Raw genomic sequence first — 18353 nt, forward strand, 5'->3', positions numbered from 1 at the left:
CTCCCCCATTCTTGTGGTTTCGTTATCAGTCTATCGTTTTGAACGGGGCTTCTCTTTCAATAAACCGAGATCTTCTTTTAAAAAAAAGCTTAGTTCCCTGAGCTCCTTAATCCTCCAGTTTATGTTTAGCCCGATAGGCGTTTGGGGACTCCCCCGTCAATTTCTTGAACACCGTAGAGAAATACGACAGGTTGTCGAATCCAGTATCCGCCGCAATCATGCCTATGCTTACGGGGCGTTCCGCCAACATCCGTTTGGCCATTTCAATGCGATAGGCATTTAAATATTCAATGATCGACATGCCTGTTTCGATTTTGAAGGTTTTGGACAAATAATCCGGTGTTAAAAAAACGCTGGCTGCCACATCATCACGGCTGATATCCCAGTGGTAGTTCTCATGTATGAACCGTTTCGCCCGCTCGACAACGCTCTCGGATTGTAACGTTTCTTTCAGCGTTTCAATCGCCTTTTCCGTCATCAAATGCGCCCATTTCATGAAATCAAACACGCTGTGGTCGGATCGTTGGAGCAGACCTTTGGCAATGTCATCCGCGAATAGCCGATGAGCTTGAATATTATTTTGTGCCAAGAACGCATAAACCACCTGGAGGAAATCCTCACGTACGGAATGGAGCGTAGCTGCATCCAGCATGTTCTGCGCGGCAAGCCGTTCGAGCGTTAGCTTCAAGCGTTTGACGATTTGCATCTTATCCTTCTGAGCGAACAGCAGCGTATATAAGCGGGTGTCCAGGGCAAACGGCTCCGTGGTGTTATACTGGAACCGGTCATTTTGAAAGTGGACGATCCCTCTGAAGATTAGATTCGAAGCATCTATCTGTTCCATCTTCACCTTGCATTGGGCCAATTGGGAGATCTCCTTCTCCTCGCTGATATAACATGTGGCCGTACATTTGAAGTATTGCTTGCATAACCGGACGAGCTGCTCACCGCTTGCTTTCAGTTGATGCGGTTCGGTCCCGCCATCCAGAATGATCGCGTGGTAGATCTGATTGTTCTGTTTATAGGGGATCACGCGATCGGGGTTGGGACTATCGAACATAATCTCGGATCCGAGGTTGGACAAGGCGTAGTGAAACATGCTGGTGTTCCAACGTTCATCGATTTCGGATGCCGCAACGCTCACAAGAACCAGAATGAATTTTTGCTCTACGGAGAAGGACAAGTCCCTCTTCTGAATTTCCCTTTGGATTAAATCCTCTCTCGTGGAGAGTGTAGAGGACAAAACATCGCTCCAGAAGCCCTTCTCCACCAAGTCCTTATTCCGCAACCAAGCCAACCCGTGCCTGCTGAATTCCCCTAATGTTCTCCGCCGTTTCAGCGCCTCAAGTGAACGAAGCAGCGCTTCATCCAGCTTTGATTCGTCAAGCGGTTTAATCAGGTAAGAATCCGCATTATAGGTCAAGGCCGTCGAAGCGAAAGCGAAGCTCTCATGGCAAGTGAAGAAGATAAAGGCGCAATCGCAGCCTTGCTCACGTACCCATTGAATCATTTCAAGGCCTGTCCCCCGGGGCATTTCAATATCACAAATGATCAAGTCCGGCGGGCCGCCTTCGAAGCAGGACTTGGCCTCCAGAATATTATGCGCTTCCAGCACCTGCGAGAAGCCGTAATCGTCCCAGCGAATGATATCCCGAAGCACTTCGACAGTAGGGATGTCGTCATCGATAAGTAAGCAGCGCATCGTTACACCTCTCTTATGAAGTCATTTCTTCGTCGCCTTCCATCGGAATGAAGACCTCGACCCTCGCTCCCAGCGGTTCAGCATTGGACAGTTTCAACAGATCGTCGCGTTTATACAGCAATTGAAGCGTTCGCCGGATATTGGAGATTCCAACTTGACCGCTTGCTTCAGCCGGCTCCAAGCTTGAATCCCCCTTGGCTTGCAGCACGCTTGGCGGGAATCCTCCGCCGCTATCCTCAATTGAGATATGAAGATAGGGCTTGTCCTCGATCTCGACCAAGCTGGTCCGGATGAAGATCGATAACATTTCACCATAAGTCAGCGCATGCTTAAAAATGTTCTCGACGAAGGTTTGAACCAAGAACTGAGGGATATGGATTCGCGCCGTGGCTGTATCGATATCCGTCATGCAGAAAATTTGGTCGGGGTTTCGAATTTCTTGCATGCGCACGTAATTGTCCACATGATTCATCTCTTCCTCAAGCGGTACCAGGACAAGTCCACCCTTGAACATATATCGTAAATGCTGAGACAGCAGCTGAATCAACATTCGGATTTCTTCATTTTTGTTTTGGTAGGTCAAGCTGTTGATCGTGGAGATCGCATTCAGGAAAAAGTGAGGCCGAATCTGCATTTGCAGGTATTTAAGTTCCGTGCGGCTCCGCTCAATTTTTTCCTCATACGTATGGATTTTTAAATCGGTAATCTCGCGAACCATGGAATCAAAGGAATGAAACAATTTCATGAACTCGATGGAAAAATGTCCGGATGGTTCCGGGAAGCTCGTTCTTCCCTTTTCCACGTCTTTGGCCGCCTTTACCAATTCCAACACCGGCTGTAAAATGTCCCTGGCTAGAAGCCTCAGCACCAGGGGGATCGCCACCACCGAAATTACGGCCAAGGAGATAATGATCCATTGAATCAGCTTAAGGCCCGAGAAAATACTTTGCTTCGCCATCATATGGGTAATTTCACCAAATTCGGCGATCGGTTCAGAAATAAACAGATAACTCTTCTTATACCGCTCCTTCAAATCCGACAGTGATAATGCGGCTTCCAACAGGCTTCCATCGGTCGAAGCCAGAATACCTCCTTCCCTAGCGCTCAGAAGGGTGGGACCAAGCTCTTGTCCTTCTCCGCTGGCGACGGCTAGCAAGGAATCGGCTTTGACGAACGTGCCGAAGCTGACCTTCTCATAGGTGATGTATCGAAACAAATAATGCGCACCTTGAACTTCGAAATCCGTCCATTCATCAAGGGACCGATCCCGATCGGGGAGAAAATCATGCTCCTTCAAGAAGTCTACGAGCTCCAGCTTGTCCTCGGATCGGGTTCGATTTCCGAACTGAATCAGCGTCGCCCCATCTTCCGGCAATTTGATAAATACCCCGTCGCTGGAATCATTGTTCGACGTTTTGGCCTTCAGGGCATCCAGCAAATCCATTTCTCTGAAGTAGCGGTCGCTCCCGATCAGGTGTTCAAATTCCACCGCGGCATCAACCTGGTTCTCGAACACCTCGGTCAGGTCTTTGGCATACAGGTTCAACTTGCTGTGAATGTTCTCTACGTAGATTCCCAGCGTATTGCGCGAATTGCTAATCGATTGGGTACGAACCACTTCCAGCGAATAAATGTTGCTAAGCAGTAATACCGAGAATAGAATCACCAGGATAATCGTGAATGGAACGATAAACCTGAATACGATGCTTTTTCTAGTAAACAATCCTCCGGCTTTCATCAAGCATCCTCTTCCTTTATCTGGGCGATGGTTCGAATAAGGGATGCCCCCGAAGCGGGAGCAAACCGGCCGACAGGCCGCAGCTCACTTCAGGGGCAGATGAGACAGGAGACGAATCAGTTGACGGACTCTGGATCGGTGACAGCCCACGCTATAGCCGGACCGATATACTCATTCCAGAAATTCCAGTCATGCGTCCCTGCGCTTTCAATATAGTGATGAAGAATTTCCTCTTGAGTTAAATAATCATGGAACCGCCGGTTTACGTCAAGCAAAAAGTCCTCACTGCCGCATGCCATGTAAATCTCTGGAATAAGCGTGCCACGTTCCTTTAATTGCTTCGTTTGCGCTTCGGGGTCCTTGTCACTTCCGAGCAGTTGGTTCAAATCCCCGAAGACGCGCTTGTAGTAATTGTAGTCGGCGATGACATCCTGATAGTCAGGGGATACTCCGGCTATGGTATACGGAATGAGTGCGGAGGAGAGCGCGATGATCCGGCCGAACTGGTCGGGATACTTCAAACCGTTTCGTATCGCTCCATATCCGCCCATCGAAAGTCCACCGATGATCGTATCCTTCCGATCTGTGGATAGCGGGAACATCAAACGCGTGAACTGAATCAGTTCCCTGCCCAGGAATTCCCCGTACAGCTGACCCTTGTCCTCATCGTCCAAGTAGAAATGATTTTCTCCCGAAGGCATAAATACGGCGATGTTGTATTGATCGGACAATTCCCGAATCCGGGAGAAATGAATCCAATCGGTATGATTACCGGAATACCCATGCAGCAAATATAACGCTTTTAAGGGCTTGGCTCCCTTCTCAGGTTGACCCGGAACCGGCGGGGTGTCCAAGGGAAGCAACGCGCTGAACGTGACTTCCCTTCTCATCGATTTCGAGAAAAATTGGACCTGTAACATAGCCATGCTGCGTCCCTCCTTGTGTATTGAAAAAAATTAAATCCGATATTCGGTCAATAGTCCGTGCTCGTCGATGTACTCAATCATCGATTGATTCGTTTTCAAATCGACGATGAGCAAACAACTTTTGTCTTCCCGGCTCCAACGCAATCGGATCTCGCTGTCCGGCGATTCCAACACGTGAAACTCCCCGTCAAAAGCCGGATAGGTGTTGCGGAAACGAATCAACTGCAGCAGCCGTTGTACCACCTCCGCCCCCAAAGCCAGATTCATTTCCTCTATCGTATAATTGTGCCGGTTGATCTCCCTGCCTTCCCCCGTCTCCTTTACACGGTCCATATCGTTCGCACCCGCAAATAATCCGGTATAGTACACCTGCGGTATCCCAGGGGTAAAGAACTGAATCGCTCTCGCGGCCAGGTAAGCATCATCGTCTTCCCCCAGCGCGCTATAGTAAGTACAACGGATCTGGTGAACGTCAAATCCATCCGCCGCCTTATGCTCGTCGGAGAGAATCAGACTCAGGTTAGCCCCTCTTTGCACGCAAATCTCCACAAGCTTTCGCGCCGATTCGGTGTCTATAAGCTCGTCCAAATCAGGCTTAACCGGGATCCCATCATGGCAATCCAGCATGGTAAATTGCTTGTGCGGACGAATGGTCAGATAACGGCTAAGTTCAGTGGCATTTTTCGTAAGGAGCGCTTCGAGAATACGATAAGGCAGGATGAAGTCATAAATCCAGAAACCGCGCTCCGCCAGTTTAAATTGTGTCGAGTAATGCGCATGAACCTCCGGTAACAGTTCGAGGTCGAGCGAATCCGCTAACGCCTTGACCTCATCGAGGAAATCGTAGATGTCCGGCTCTACAAAGAAACAGCTGGTTCCCAGCTTTTTAATGACATACCCAACGGCGTCCAGTCGTACGATTTTGACATTCTGTTGTTTAAAATTCTCAAAGAAGGCGCGCAAGAGCTGCCTTGTTTGCGGTGAACGAACGTCCAAATCAATTTGCTCCGACGGATCCGTCTTACCAAATGTTGTCCACACGCGCTCCTCTTTGCCGCCGGCTTCAAACGTTGAATAAGGCCGTTGACGGCGTAGAAACATTTGATCAATGTCCGCTTGAACCGGTTCTCCATTCTCCCACACTTTATCCAAAGTAAGAAACAAATCGGCATACTCGGACGACCGGCCCTTCTCCAGGAAATCCTGAAAATAAGGCGATTGCCTAGAAATATGATTCACCATCAAGTCGACCAAAACATCGAATTTCTCCCCGATCGCCCGAATGTCCCCCCACGTACCAAAGCTGGGTTCAATCTCCAGATACGTCAGCGGCGCGAAGCCGCGGTCGCCGGAAGAGGGGAAAGGGGGCAGGATATGAACGCCGCCGGCAAAGATATCGGAGAAATGCACGGTCAGCATTTCGTTTAACGTCCGGAGGTCCCCGCCCATGGAATCGGGATACGTGATCAATTGAACTTTATTTTTCAGTGACATGCTTATGTCCTCCTATAGTCCAAACTGTGCCTTTATGGATTCGAGTTTCGGCAGGTCGACCACGGCACCTAAACGCTTCAACTTGTAGGCGCTCACGGCAAAACCCAGATTCAACGAATCCCTGACGGTGTAACCCTGAAGCAAGGCCGCATAAAATCCGGACCAAAACGCATCCCCGGCCCCCGTTGTGTCAACAACCTCGGTCGCCAGTGTCGAGAAGCTGACCGTCTCATTCCCATTAGATACGATCGCCCCTTGTTTCCCGAGCGTCATGATAACCAGCTTAGCGCCCAAACTTAAAAACCGCTCGATCTGCTTAAACGGATCCGCCTTACCAAACAACCGCTCCGCATCATCCTCTGAAGGCTTAATGATATCCACTTTAGGGATGATCGATTTCACGTACTCCACACCGTCTTCACCAGGCTGCCAAATCATTCGGTGATAGTTAGGGTCGAAACCAATCAACACCCCCCGTTTGCGGGCTTCCTCTATCACTCTTTCGATGACACGCCGGGAGGGCTCCCGTGAAATCGGCCAACACGAGAAGTGAACCGCTTTGGATTGTTCCAAGGCTTGCTCTAGCTTCGCGTCATAGGTCAGACGAAAGTCGGCATCCCGATAGAAGATCGGGATTGGCGTAGCCTGACTCTTGGTCAGCACGACCAGGCTTGTTGCCGCATCCACTCGTTGAATACCGTCCGTGTTCATCCCAGCGGCTTTCAAGTGCTGGGTCAAATACGTACCCAGCCCATCGGTTCCAACGGCGGAGACCATCCGGGACCGAATCCCCAGCTTGCTGGCATTGATCGCGATGTTTGAGGGCGAGCCGCCGGGGAACCGGGTGTATCCATCTCCCTGGGACTCCTCTCCGTACTCATTAGAGATCATGTCAACGAGCAACTCGCCGATGGTCAAAAGGTCATTGGGTGCAGCTTTAAACGTGAATTGATCCTTAAGATGTATCATGTTATTCCCCCTCTGAGTTCCCTGATTGGCCCCGGAATGCCCTTGTCAATGCATTCAAATATCCATCCTTGGTGCGCTTACTGATTTCCGCGTCGGGTACACTGTGTTCAAAAGCGTGGTAGCCTCCCGGATATAATTGGAATTCCACGTCAACACCGTCCTGTGCCAACCGCGCCACATATTCCAATGTCTCGTCCCGGAACGGATCCAACTGACCGACGCAGGTATACGTTGGTGGAAGACCCGCCAGGCTTTGAGCCCGGCTGGGTGCGGCATACGGAGAAATCTCCCCGTTTGCATGCTCGCCCAGATACATCTTCCAGGCAGCCAGATTATTGGCTCGATTCCACACGGCCGGATGGGTGATCTCATGGCTGGACGGAGTGACGTTACGGTCATCCATCATCGGGTAAAGCGGCATTTGAAAACAAATGGAAGGACCGCCGCGGTCGCGCGCCAGAAGCGCTAACGCCGCTGTCAGGCCTCCTCCGGCGCTTGGTCCACCGATGGCGATACGCTGTACATCGATGCCAAGCTCAGCCGCATTCCCGGCAACCCAGACTAGCGCCGCATAACAGTCTTCAATTCCCGCCGGGAACGGATGCTCCGGAGCCAGACGGTAGTCCGGCGAGAAGACGATACAACCCGCGGCTTCCACAAAGTTTTGACAGATTCCATCATCCACGCGGGGATCGCCAAGCACATACCCCCCGCCGTGTAACCACAGCAAGGCTGGAAGGACTCCCCCTTCTTTATCCGCCGGTTCGTAAACCCGCAATTCCATAGACTGCCCGTCCGCTCCTGGGATTTGGCGATCGGCGATCCGTACCTGTGGGGATCGAGGCGCATCATTTGGCGGAATCCTCCGGGCTTTTTTCAAGTCTTCAGGCAATTGAAAAGGCGGATTCAACGTTAAGCCTTGTTTCAACGCTGGAGCCACTCTATCTATAAAGTTCATCTTCATTTCTCATTTCTCCTCAACGCCAATAAATTCGTGTTTCAAGGGGATAAAGCTTAGATGCTCATGCTGCAGGCTTACCTCGTTCCCCTGGAACTGGAAGGTGAGCCGATCGTAATGCGGGGAATCGGGAGGGTAGACATACATTTCAAATCGGCTGCGATCCAACCATACGCCTCGAACCGCCACTTGATCGCCACCCCGGTTATTGATGTTCCAATCCCCGATGCCGGCGTACCATTGATGCTCCCCTTGCGCATCCCACCATTGAAAGACGCAACGCTTCTCCGTAAACGTCAAGCCGATCCGCTGCACACCTTGTTCATTGGAATGGATCGAATACCGCTTATGGGGGATATCCCATGGCAAATTCTCCAAACCGCCGAGTTCTCCGAGCTCCAGCGAAGCTAACTTGCTGGCGAGTTGGTCAAATTCAACTGTTTCCATTGACGGGAGAGGCTCGTTCATGGAAGGAAGTAAATGCCGCCAAACGGCGTCTATCACCCCTTGCATGTCCCGTAAGCCGCCATTCATCGCGATGACGGCATCCTGATCGGGCAGGACGATGCAATATTGTCCAAATGCCCCGTCTCCTCGATAGGCGTTATGACGACATCTCCAAAATTGGTATCCATACCCCTGGATCCAATCGATGTTGATCGGCTGTCCTTCCTGGGGTTCAACCGGCTTATTATCGACCTGACGAGAGACAGCTTGTTCGATCCATTCAGCAGAGATCAACCTGTGCCCGTTCCATACGCCCTTGTTCAGAAGGAACTGACCAAACTTGGCAATGTCCTCGGTGCATAACTTCAGCCCCCACCCCCCTGTATTTTCGCCTTGAGGTGCTTCCTCCCAAGCCGGCCGATCGATTCCTAAAGGAACAAACAGGCGAGGCTGTAAGTAGTCCACCAGTTGACTTCCCGTAACCCGTTCAATAATCGCGCCCAACACATGGCTTGCTCCGCTGTTGTATAAGAAATAAGTGCCGGGAGTTTTTGTTACGGGATGCTCCATGAACCCTCTTACATAGTCTCGGTCGCTTCGGTCCCCAACCCGAGCTGCCGTCATGTGCTGAAGAAAGTCCCCGGTAGCTCCAAATCGAGCCGTATCCACCTCATGCCCGGTCGTCATGGTCAATAAATGCCGGATGGACATAGCTCCTATATTTACGCTAACCGCGCCGTGATCCATCTCCGGAAAAAACGCAAGAACCCGCTGGTCTAAAGTGAGCTTCCCCTCTTGAACAGCAAAACCGACCGCAAGCGACGTAAAGCTCTTGGTTAACGAGTAGACGGCATGGGGAATCTCCGGATGATACGGTTTCCACCAACCTTCGGCGAGGACATGGCCATTCCGTAAAAACATGAAGCCGTGAAGCTCCAGCTTTCGCTGTTCGATCTCCTCTAAGAAAGACAAGATGCCAGAGGAGGAAACGCCTTGCTTCTCCGGTTTGCTTCGCGGTAATGATTTCGTGACTGTCATGGAAGTATCCTTTCCTGCTAAAAAATTATGATAACCGGTTGACATACTGAGTGAAATAAAAGCCGCTGTGGGATTTGGCGGCTTCGTCTTAAATTTTGGCCTCTTGTCGGTTAGGGCACCGCGGGGTTAAGTCGTCTCCCGTTCAACCAATTCGACTGGGAACGAATTCACTTTGGGCACTTCCTCCCCATCCAATTGCTTCACGACCAACTCGATGGTGCGTTCGCCCATCTCACGGATCGGCTGCCTGATCGTGGTTAACTGAGGCGAAACCAATGTAGCCACTTTGACATCGTCGTAACCAATGATTTTAATGTCCTTCGGAATGTTCTTGTTTAACTGGTGGCAGGCTTGAATCACCTCGGCGGCGATCACATCACTACTGGCAAATATCCCGTCAACTTGCGGATGTTCGGTCAGGAAACGAATCACCTCGCTCGGATTGCCAGGCTGATCTTCGTCTGTAATCTCCAGCTGCAGATGAACCGGCTTGAGGCCGGCAGCGGCAAGTTCCTCATCATACCCTTGCGCTCTTGCATTTGCTAATAAGGCCCCATGATGCGGTCCGCCGATGCCGCGGTATATGTAGACGGGATGTTGGCAGCCCTTGTCGATGAACAACTTGGCAGCGAGCTTTCCCCCTTGAAAATTATCCGAAGTAACGATCGGGATATCCTCGGCTACGGTGCGGTCAAAAGAAACGATAGGCAAATTCAAATTCAAATAATGCTCAATATCCAACACCGAGCTCCCCATGATAATGGCATCCACTTGATTCTTGTTCAGCATTTCAATATATTTCCGCTCTTTGGCGATATTTCGATTCGAGTTGCAGAGCAATAGCTTGTACCCTTGTTGATCCGCATAATACTCAAGGTAATAAGCCAATTCGCTAAAAAAGGGATGGGAAACCGCCGGAATAATCAACCCAATCATATTCGATTTTCTGCGAAACAGGGCTCGCGCCATTTCATTGGGCTGGTAGTTCAACTCTTTCATCACCTGATGGACTTTATTACGCGTCTTCTCGCTGATATATCCCCGATTATTCAGTACTCGGGAGACCGTGGTTACAGAGACCCCCGCTCGTTCTGCCACATCTTCGATTCTGGGCATAAAATCCCACCTTGCCGTTTTTATAAACAATTATACCCGGTTTATACCGTTTTTTCAGCCAGGCTGTGCTAGTTGGCTTATTTCAAGGCACCTTCCGTAATCCCTTTAATGATCTGTTTTTGAAGGAATAGATACAACACCAGTACCGGGATGACGGTCATAATCAGTCCGGCCATCAGCGGCGCAAAGTCCACGGAATAAGAAGAGAAGAAGTTGAACGTGGATAGCGGCAAGGTCCGGTGCGCCGGAGACAGCAGTACCAAGCTGGGCAGCAGATAGTCGTTCCAGATCCAGAGGATGTCCAGGACGATCAGCGTGACAAATACCGGCTTCAGCAACGGCAATACGATCTGGAAGAACGTCCGCAGTCGGGAGCTCCCTTCAATAAATGCAGATTCCTCCAATTCAAAGGGAACGCCTTTGATGAAGCCGTGGAACGTGAACACCCCAAACGGTACGCCAAACCCCAAATACATAAACAACAGAGTCACTTTCGAGTCTAATAGGTCCAGATTGCCGTACAGCATGACCAGCGGAATCATAAGCACCTGGAATGGGAGGGTGAGTGAAGCTAACATCACAAAGAAAATAAACGAGTTCACCTTCCATTTGAATCGGACAAACAAATACCCTGTCATGGCCGAAAAGATCAGAATGATGAAGACGGACACGACCGTGATGATCAGGGAATTCAAAAAGCCGTGCAGGAAATCCATTTTACCAATCGCGCTCGTATAATTCCCAAAGTGGAAATTGGTTGGCAGGGATAACGGATTTTCGACGAACTGCTGAGTTGTCTTGAACGAATTCATGACGATTAACAGAAACGGCGTTAGAAAGACGAGCAGGAAAATGTAAAGAAGCGCCGTTTTCATCCCTGCGGCAATAGAACGTGCCTTCATTACGATTCCACCTCCAGTTTCTTAAGCAGGTACGATTGGGTCAGCGCAATGATAGCGACCACCGCAAACAACACCACCGCTTCCGCTTGGCCGATCCCATACTGGTTGGACAGAAAGGCCTTTTGCACAATATGATAAGTAGCCAGCTCAGTGGAGTTAAACGGCCCTCCCTTGGTTAATGCCAAGTTGATATCGTATGTCAGAAAAGAACGCGAAATGGAAATAAAGATGCAGATGACGGTAGCCGGGATGGAGAGTGGAAGAATGATCTTCCGAATGACAGCCGACCGGTTGGCCCCGTCTATACTTGCAGCCTCCAGTACATCCCCCGGGACACCGGAGAAGCCGGCAATATAAATAATCATCAGATAACCGATCAATTGCCAAGCCGTCGCGATAACAAGTGCCCAAAAGGCAGTAATCGTATCCGTCAGCCAGGATGTCGAGAACAAAGACCATCCATATTTATTGCCTAGATAAGGAAGCACCTGGGAGAATAACGTTTGCCACAAGTAACCCAGGACAATCCCGCCGATCAGATTCGGCGTAAAGAAGCCGGTCCGAAGCCATTGCTCTCCCTTGGCCCCCGAAGTCAACGCCAGCGCAATGAAGAACGCTGCGCCGTTGGCAATGAAGACCGTAAAGAACACATATTTGAGCGTAAACCAGAGCTGGCCGAGAAACACCTTATCACTAAACACTTCGTAGTAATTCGCCAATCCAATAAGATCACTATTGCCCGTTCGGACATCCCAATTCGTAAACGTCAGATACAAGCCGACGAGAAACGGAATCACGACGACGGCGGCGAAAGCAAAAATGGAGGGCCCTCCGAACAGCAGGAACGTTCCGGCATTGGATAATACGTTTTTCTTCTTCATGTTGCCGCCCCTTTTATAAATCCGTTTTTAATCACCGATAGATGAGGCGGGCGAGGCTAGGCCTCTTCCCGCCGTTCTTCCGTCTCAACAACGATCTTCTATTTCTTCCCTTGATATTCCCAATATTCTTGAACTTCGTCCGCAAGACCCTTGCGATCGACTTTATCGACGAGGTACTTTTGCATCGCCGCTCCTGTCTTGGCCCAGTAATCCTGCGGCAGATAATTGATAACACCGATGTTCATCACTTTGCCTTGATCGACATATTGGGATACCGCTTCAGAGATGATATTGCTGCCCTTTACTTTGACATCCTTATAAGGCATGGACAATCCCATCTGCGAAATGATTGCTTCTTGTCCTTGATCGCTTGTTACCATCCATTCAATAAACGCTTTAGCCGCTTCCTGCTGCTCCGGCGTCGATCCCGCATTATCGATGGCGAACAACTTCGGTTCACTATAAGCAATTTGGCTGTTTCCGTAGTCGTCTGGGTTGTTGCTGATCGGAACTGGAATCACACCAAATTCCTGATCGCGCCCTTCAAGTGGCCCAACGATCGCCCAGGTCCAATCGCCCATGAAATAGAAGGCGGCATCACCTTTAGCGAAATCCGCACTGTCTTTGTTGTAGTCTGCCACGAGCGGGTCACCCTTCCGTGCATTATATTTCTTCAGTAAGTCGAAGGTATCTAGCAACCCGTTGAATTGCGGGTTGTCAATCAGCTTCACTTCGCCTGTTTGTAAGGACTCCATGAATTTTCGATTATCGTCGACATTAGCAGACTGCAAGGAATATGCCAGTCCCAGATAATGTGACCCGAGCGACCAATCCGCTCCATGGATCATAACCGGTGCTTTGCCAGCCGCTTCAATTTTCTCGAACAAGGCTTCTAAATCATTGCGTGTTTTAATCGAAGCTGGGTCAAAGGCACCTCCGATCGCTTCCTCAACCGCCCGTTTGTTATACAGTAAGCCGTAACCTTGCGCGGTCCATGGAATGCCGAGGAATTTCCCATCCAGCAGCGCCCCGTCTACTGCACCAGGTTTGGTCAACTCCTCATATTTAGCCTTCTCCGACTCTAAATCCAGGAAGGAATCTTTATACTGTAAAATCGTTCCCGCATCGAGGTTAGCGATGGTTGCCGGATTCCCGGAGGCTAATAGAGATTGGAATTTCTCGATTTGTGCTCCGCCAATCGGCGTTGGAATTAATTCAACCGTTACGTTCGGATGAAGCTCATGATACGTTTGAAACAACTTCTCGAATACTTCGTTGACTTCAGCCGATGTGTTAAAGAAGGTTAGCTTAACTTCTTTCTCCGTTTGCTGCGCAGGTTCCCCGCCCTGATTGTTGGTAGGTGCGGCTGGAGGATTGCTGCTTGCGTCGTTCCCCTTCGAACATGCCGCTAATAGAGAAAGCAACAAAACCAGGCAAACCATCATTTTTAACCCTTTCGATTTGTTCAAGATCCTTCCCCCTAATCATCGTTTTGTATGCGCATTCATGATCTGGCGCACTTTTATGATAACCGGTTGTCATATTATATGTCAACCGGTTATCATATCGGATCTTCTGTTCCCCTTTCCCAGGTCAAACCAAATTAAAAAACGGCCCACGCGATATCTCTATCGCCTAGACCGTTAAGAATGAGCTGCATTTTTACAGCAGGACCTAGTGAATCGATCTTAGGCCTCACAAGGTTTCCCATTGCGACCTGAAGAACAGCTTGTACAGCCGTTTCCAGGCAATTTTCAACAGCATATACACCGGGATGACAACCAACATCCCCACGATGCCAAACCAGTTACCGCTTCCCAGAACCAGCAAAATCGTCGTCACCGGATGGATGTCCAGCTTCTTCCCAAATACGTAAGGAGAGATAACGTTATCCTGTACTTGCTGCGCCACCAAAATAATGATCAACGCCCAGATGCCGGTGGACGGGGACTCAATGAGGCCAATAATGACAATCGGGATAGCGGAAATGATCGCCCCGAACAAGGGGATGAAGTTCAGAATGACCGCGATCGTCGTCAACAACAACGCATACGGCAGCCCGATGATCAAGAAGCCGATGAACATCAGCACGCCAAGCGCTGCGTTCACGATCACTCGGCCGATGATATAATCGTTTAGCGCTTTGTCCATGTCTCTGGCAGCACGAAACACTTCCTTCCGGTAGCGGATGGGCGAGAGCTTAACCAAGCTCCGTTTGAAGCGGTGGCCTTCCTTCAGCATGTAGTAGAGCAGGATCGGGAACGTAAACAGCACGATCGCGAATTGGGACAGGAAAGAGACGAAGCCGCTCAGGTAATTCGTCAAGAAAGAGATCCCTTTGCTTAAATATTCCGAGAAATTCGTGGCTAACCCGGAATCGGATGGAATAATCGACGAGAGGAAAGGAGTTTCTCCCCATTCCTTCAGTTGCGCATCCAGCAGATTCACGAACTGGGGAATGTTTTGCACAAGATTGATCAATTGGGTTTGCAATAGCGGCCATACCCCGGCAATAAATCCAAGAGCCAAAATCGCCATGACGACATAAAGGATGAGGATCGCAAAAGATCGCTTGATCTTATGCCTTTCCATATACTGGACCACGGGGCGGAGCAAATAGTAGAAGAAACCTGCCAACAGCAGCGGAATCAAAATGGCTCCGATTACGGCCTGCATGGGGAGAAAAAAGGGCCTTACCAAGGAAAACACGTAAACGATGGCCAGCAGAATCAAAACGAACTTCGCTCCGCGGGTCCACCTTTCCAACAAATTCATTCTCATCAGCACCTAACTTTTAAATTATCGGAAATAAGATGTCTCTATTATATCTTTGAATGGACCTAAAAATAAAATCGTACCTAAGGACAACGCCCTTAGGTACGATAGAAAAGTTGCGGATTTATTCATGTTCAGCCAATCCCGTAAGCTTCCAGAATCCCGCCTAACGTGAGAAGTGACGTATCGGCAACCCGATACTTCGCTTCGCTCAAAGCATCCGGCGATCCGATCCCGACCGAAAACATGCCGGCAGCGTTGATGGCTTCGATGCCGGCTGCCGAGTCTTCCACGCCGATGCACGTTTCGTACGGTAGCCCGAAATGATCTGCAGCGTTGACGAACGTTTCGGGATGCGGTTTGCCGAAGCGGATTTGACCGGCGTCGACGATATAATCGAACGCATCGGCCAGGCCGAGCCGCTCCAGAACAAGCTTGGCGTTCCGGCTTGCCGAGCCCAAAGCGAGCAGAATATTGGCGCTCCGGATCTCGTTCAGCAACCCGTCGATCCCCGGCAGCCGATCGCTCGGCCGGATCGTTTCAATCAGTTCCTGATACAACGCGTTCTTTTGGGTTGCCCACTGTTCTTTTTCACCCGGGGATAGGTGCAACGGACGGGGAGCGGCCGCGAGAATCCGTTCCAGCGACTCCATCCGGCTCACTCCCTTCAGCCGTTCATTCAGAGCGCGGTCAACCGGGATGCCAAGCTGTTCCCCAATTTGCTTCCAAGCCAGGTAGTGGAACTCCGCCGTGTCCGTGAGGACGCCGTCCAGATCAAAAATGAATGCCTTCGGTTGCATGTTCCTTAACGTCCTCTCCCTTGCTCAAGCCATTTGGCGCTCAATTCCACCCAAGCGCCGAGGCTGAGCGAATTGACCTGCTCCTCCGGCTTGACGGTCGCATCGCCGAGCGACATGCCGTGCGGCCCTTTCTCGAATAAATGCAGTTCGCAAGGCACTTGATATTCAAACAGTTTACTAGCCAATCCAAGCAAGTCGGTAGGCAAAATGACGCTGTCTTCGTAGGTTCCCCAGATAAAGGTGCGGGGCAAATCCCCGTTCACATATTGCAGGAGATTAAGCGACCGCTCTTCCTCTTCGGTCAAATTCTCTTTGCCCATCAGGATTTCCCGGATGTTCGGGCCGCGGAAATCCGGAATTAAGCCTTTTTCCATCAACTCGATGACAAACGGCGGGGTTTCCGTCGAACGCGGCTCCAAGGTAACGGCCGGATAACCAAGAATTAACTGGTTCGGTTTGATTTGCTCCGGGGTAAGTCCAATCTCGTCGGTAATCCTTGCATCTTGATAATAAATTCCAAGGCTTAACGCTAAATTCCCACCGGCGGAAAATCCGGCGACACTGATATCGTTCGCATCCACCAGCCATTCGCCGGCCCGTTCCCGGATGATCGACATCGCCTTGGCCAGTTCGCGGAGCGCCGTCGGAAACGGGTTCTCGATCTTAACGGAATAACTCAGCACAAAGGCATGATACCCCATTCTGGCGAATGCCAGCGCCACGGGTTCTCCTTCATTTTGGGAGACGAAGGCGTATCCTCCCCCCGGACAGATCAGAACGGCAGGACGGATCAAATCTTTCCGCTCGTACTCCCCGTTTTCCTGGACGTAGGTCGTCAAGGTGGCCGAGGAATGTTCGAATAGCTTTATCGTTTCATGTATCATCGGTGTTCCTTCTTTCTATAATCGGGTATCCCATTTTCCGCAAAACGGATCGACAGGACTCTTGCCTTTGAATTCCGACCGTCCCGCCAGTTTCCGCACCAGCAGGGGCAAGGTATAATCGTTAACCCCATACGTATTGATATAGGTTTTCACGCGGGGAACATCCAGCAAATGATAAGGATTTTCCGTGGAAATAAACAAGGTCGGTATGGACTCCATGTAGATCGGGACATTGATCCCCATCGGATTGATCCATTCGATGCGTACGGTGGTCTGATTCGACTTGGTCGCCAGGTTGCACAAGTAAATGACCAGATCGTATCGATCCTTCATCTCCGTAAACGACCCCTGCAGCCCTTCGTAAACGCCGCTCGGTTCGAAACGGGTCACCTCGAAGCCTTCGGCTTCCAGAAGCGGAATGAATGACGCCGCCAGCCCATTCTCTTTGCTATAGCCAAGCGCGTTCGCTTCGCTTTCAATATCGTAGAGCAGCACCCGCTTGTAGCGGTCGCAGGTGATAGGCAGCACGCCGGGTTGTTCCTTCACCAGCGTGATGGACCGGTCGGCGACCTGCTCGGCGATGCTCAAATGCCGCTCGTTTCTCAGAACCGCCGCCGCCGTTTCCGGGGAAGGGAGGTTGTTCTTCCGATGCAGACCTAACGAAGCCTTCAACCCGAGGATGCGCAATACGGCTTCATCCAGCCTTTCCCTTGACAGCAGGCCGGTTTCCAAGCCCCGCTTCATGAAGGCGACATCCTCCTCCAGGTTTTTGGTGAAAAGGAACATGTCGCATCCGTTTTCGATCGACTTCGGCACCAGCTCGTTCCGCGGCATCGGAATATTCATGCCCGCCATCGTGGTCGCATCGGTCAGAATCAGGCCGTTAAAGCCAAGCTGTTCTCTCAGCAAGCCGTTCAGCAGTTCTTTGGCGAGCGAAGCCGGCAAGATCTCTTCATCCCGAAGCGACGGATCCAGCTTCTTCGAATATTCGGGCAGCGCGATATGCCCGATCATCACGGTCTTGGCGCCTTCGTCGATCAAATGCCGGTAAATGTCCCCAAACGTGCCGTCCCATTCGTCGGGGGTCAACGTGTTGACGGAGGTCACCAGATGCTGGTCCCTTTCATCTACGCCGTCCCCGGGAAAATGCTTGATGGATACGGCCATTCCCTGCTCTTGAGCCCCTTTGACATAAGCCGCGCCCATGCGCTTCACCCGCTCCGGATCGCTGCCGAAGGTTCGCGTATTGGTAATCGGATTGCGAAAGTTAAAATCCACGTCGACGACGGGCGCGAAAGCGTAGTTCGCGCCAACGCTGCTTCCTTCCAGGGCACAAATCCGCCCCAGTTGGTAAGCAAGCTCCGTGTCGTCGGTGGCGGCAATCGCCAGATTCGAGCCGACTTTCGTACCGTCCTTCGTAATGCCCTGGCCGCCGGCTTCCAGATTGGCCGCGATCAGCAGCGGGATTGGGGCGGAAGACTGCAGCGTGGAAACCGCAGCCATCACGCTGTCCTTATCCATCGAACGGCACATCAGCCCGCCGACGCCGATTTCCCCGGCCAGTCTTTTTAAGAACGGCTCGTCCTGTTGATAACCAACCATAAAAAACAACTGACCGATTTTCTCATCCGTCGTCAACCCGGCTAAGGTTGATTTCACCCACTCCAAATCCTCATTACTCAGATGAAACGGCTTCTCTCTCAGCACATTGAAGTTCATCCTA

15 protein-coding genes are annotated in these 18353 nt (G+C 50.8%); all 15 read right to left on the bottom strand.

The window, feature by feature from the left end; translation table 11 throughout:
- Positions 1 to 106 precede the first annotated feature (106 nt).
- Positions 107 to 1702, bottom strand: a complete 1596-nt coding sequence (locus BN3277_RS21240) for a helix-turn-helix domain-containing protein (protein WP_059046170.1) — start codon at positions 1700 to 1702, stop codon at positions 107 to 109.
- 13 nt (positions 1703 to 1715) lie between these two features.
- Positions 1716 to 3440 carry a sensor histidine kinase gene (locus BN3277_RS21245; RefSeq protein ID WP_059046172.1) on the bottom strand — a complete coding sequence of 575 codons (1725 nt, stop codon included), beginning with the start codon at positions 3438 to 3440 and terminating at the stop codon, positions 1716 to 1718.
- A gap of 116 nt (positions 3441 to 3556) precedes the next feature.
- Positions 3557 to 4366 (bottom strand): alpha/beta hydrolase, encoded by an 810-nt coding sequence (locus BN3277_RS21250; RefSeq protein WP_059046173.1) that lies wholly within the window; start codon positions 4364 to 4366, stop codon positions 3557 to 3559.
- Positions 4367 to 4396: 30 nt separating this feature from the next.
- A complete protein-coding gene (gene gtfA, locus BN3277_RS21255; protein ID WP_059046175.1) occupies positions 4397 to 5860 on the bottom strand; it encodes a sucrose phosphorylase in 1464 nt (487 codons plus the stop codon).
- A gap of 12 nt (positions 5861 to 5872) precedes the next feature.
- Positions 5873 to 6829: a carbohydrate kinase family protein gene (locus BN3277_RS21260; RefSeq protein WP_059046177.1), complete on the bottom strand. Its 957-nt coding sequence runs from the start codon at positions 6827 to 6829 to the stop codon at positions 5873 to 5875.
- A gap of 1 nt (position 6830) precedes the next feature.
- Positions 6831 to 7787, bottom strand: a complete 957-nt coding sequence (locus BN3277_RS21265) for an alpha/beta hydrolase (RefSeq protein ID WP_059047385.1) — start codon at positions 7785 to 7787, stop codon at positions 6831 to 6833.
- Between the two features lie 9 nt (positions 7788 to 7796).
- Positions 7797 to 9272 carry a serine hydrolase domain-containing protein gene (locus BN3277_RS21270; protein ID WP_059046179.1) on the bottom strand — a complete coding sequence of 492 codons (1476 nt, stop codon included), beginning with the start codon at positions 9270 to 9272 and terminating at the stop codon, positions 7797 to 7799.
- A 126-nt stretch (positions 9273 to 9398) separates the two neighbouring features.
- Positions 9399 to 10388 (bottom strand): LacI family DNA-binding transcriptional regulator, encoded by a 990-nt coding sequence (locus BN3277_RS21275; protein WP_059046181.1) that lies wholly within the window; start codon positions 10386 to 10388, stop codon positions 9399 to 9401.
- A gap of 77 nt (positions 10389 to 10465) precedes the next feature.
- A complete protein-coding gene (locus tag BN3277_RS21280) occupies positions 10466 to 11290 on the bottom strand; it encodes a carbohydrate ABC transporter permease (protein ID WP_059046183.1) in 825 nt (274 codons plus the stop codon).
- Positions 11290 to 12171 (bottom strand): carbohydrate ABC transporter permease, encoded by an 882-nt coding sequence (locus BN3277_RS21285; RefSeq protein ID WP_059046185.1) that lies wholly within the window; start codon positions 12169 to 12171, stop codon positions 11290 to 11292. The genes BN3277_RS21280 and BN3277_RS21285 overlap by 1 nt, the downstream gene beginning before the upstream one ends.
- A 98-nt stretch (positions 12172 to 12269) precedes the next feature.
- Positions 12270 to 13640, bottom strand: a complete 1371-nt coding sequence (locus BN3277_RS21290; protein WP_232436485.1) for an ABC transporter substrate-binding protein — start codon at positions 13638 to 13640, stop codon at positions 12270 to 12272.
- A 226-nt stretch (positions 13641 to 13866) separates the two neighbouring features.
- On the bottom strand, positions 13867 to 14952 hold the full coding sequence (locus tag BN3277_RS21295; protein WP_187380110.1) for an AI-2E family transporter: 1086 nt from the start codon (positions 14950 to 14952) through the stop codon (positions 13867 to 13869).
- A 128-nt stretch (positions 14953 to 15080) separates the two neighbouring features.
- Complete coding sequence (gene pgmB, locus BN3277_RS21300) at positions 15081 to 15746, bottom strand: beta-phosphoglucomutase (RefSeq protein ID WP_059046187.1); 666 nt, start codon at positions 15744 to 15746, stop codon at positions 15081 to 15083.
- A gap of 5 nt (positions 15747 to 15751) precedes the next feature.
- Positions 15752 to 16630 (bottom strand): alpha/beta hydrolase, encoded by an 879-nt coding sequence (locus tag BN3277_RS21305; protein ID WP_059046188.1) that lies wholly within the window; start codon positions 16628 to 16630, stop codon positions 15752 to 15754.
- 15 nt (positions 16631 to 16645) lie between these two features.
- Positions 16646 to 18349, bottom strand: coding sequence for a glycoside hydrolase family 3 protein (locus BN3277_RS21310; protein WP_059046190.1), 1704 nt, complete (start codon positions 18347 to 18349; stop codon positions 16646 to 16648).
- Positions 18350 to 18353 lie beyond the last annotated feature (4 nt).

It is taken from the genome of Paenibacillus rubinfantis, from assembly GCF_001486505.1.
GTDB classification, from domain to species: domain Bacteria; phylum Bacillota; class Bacilli; order Paenibacillales; family Paenibacillaceae; genus Fontibacillus; species Fontibacillus rubinfantis.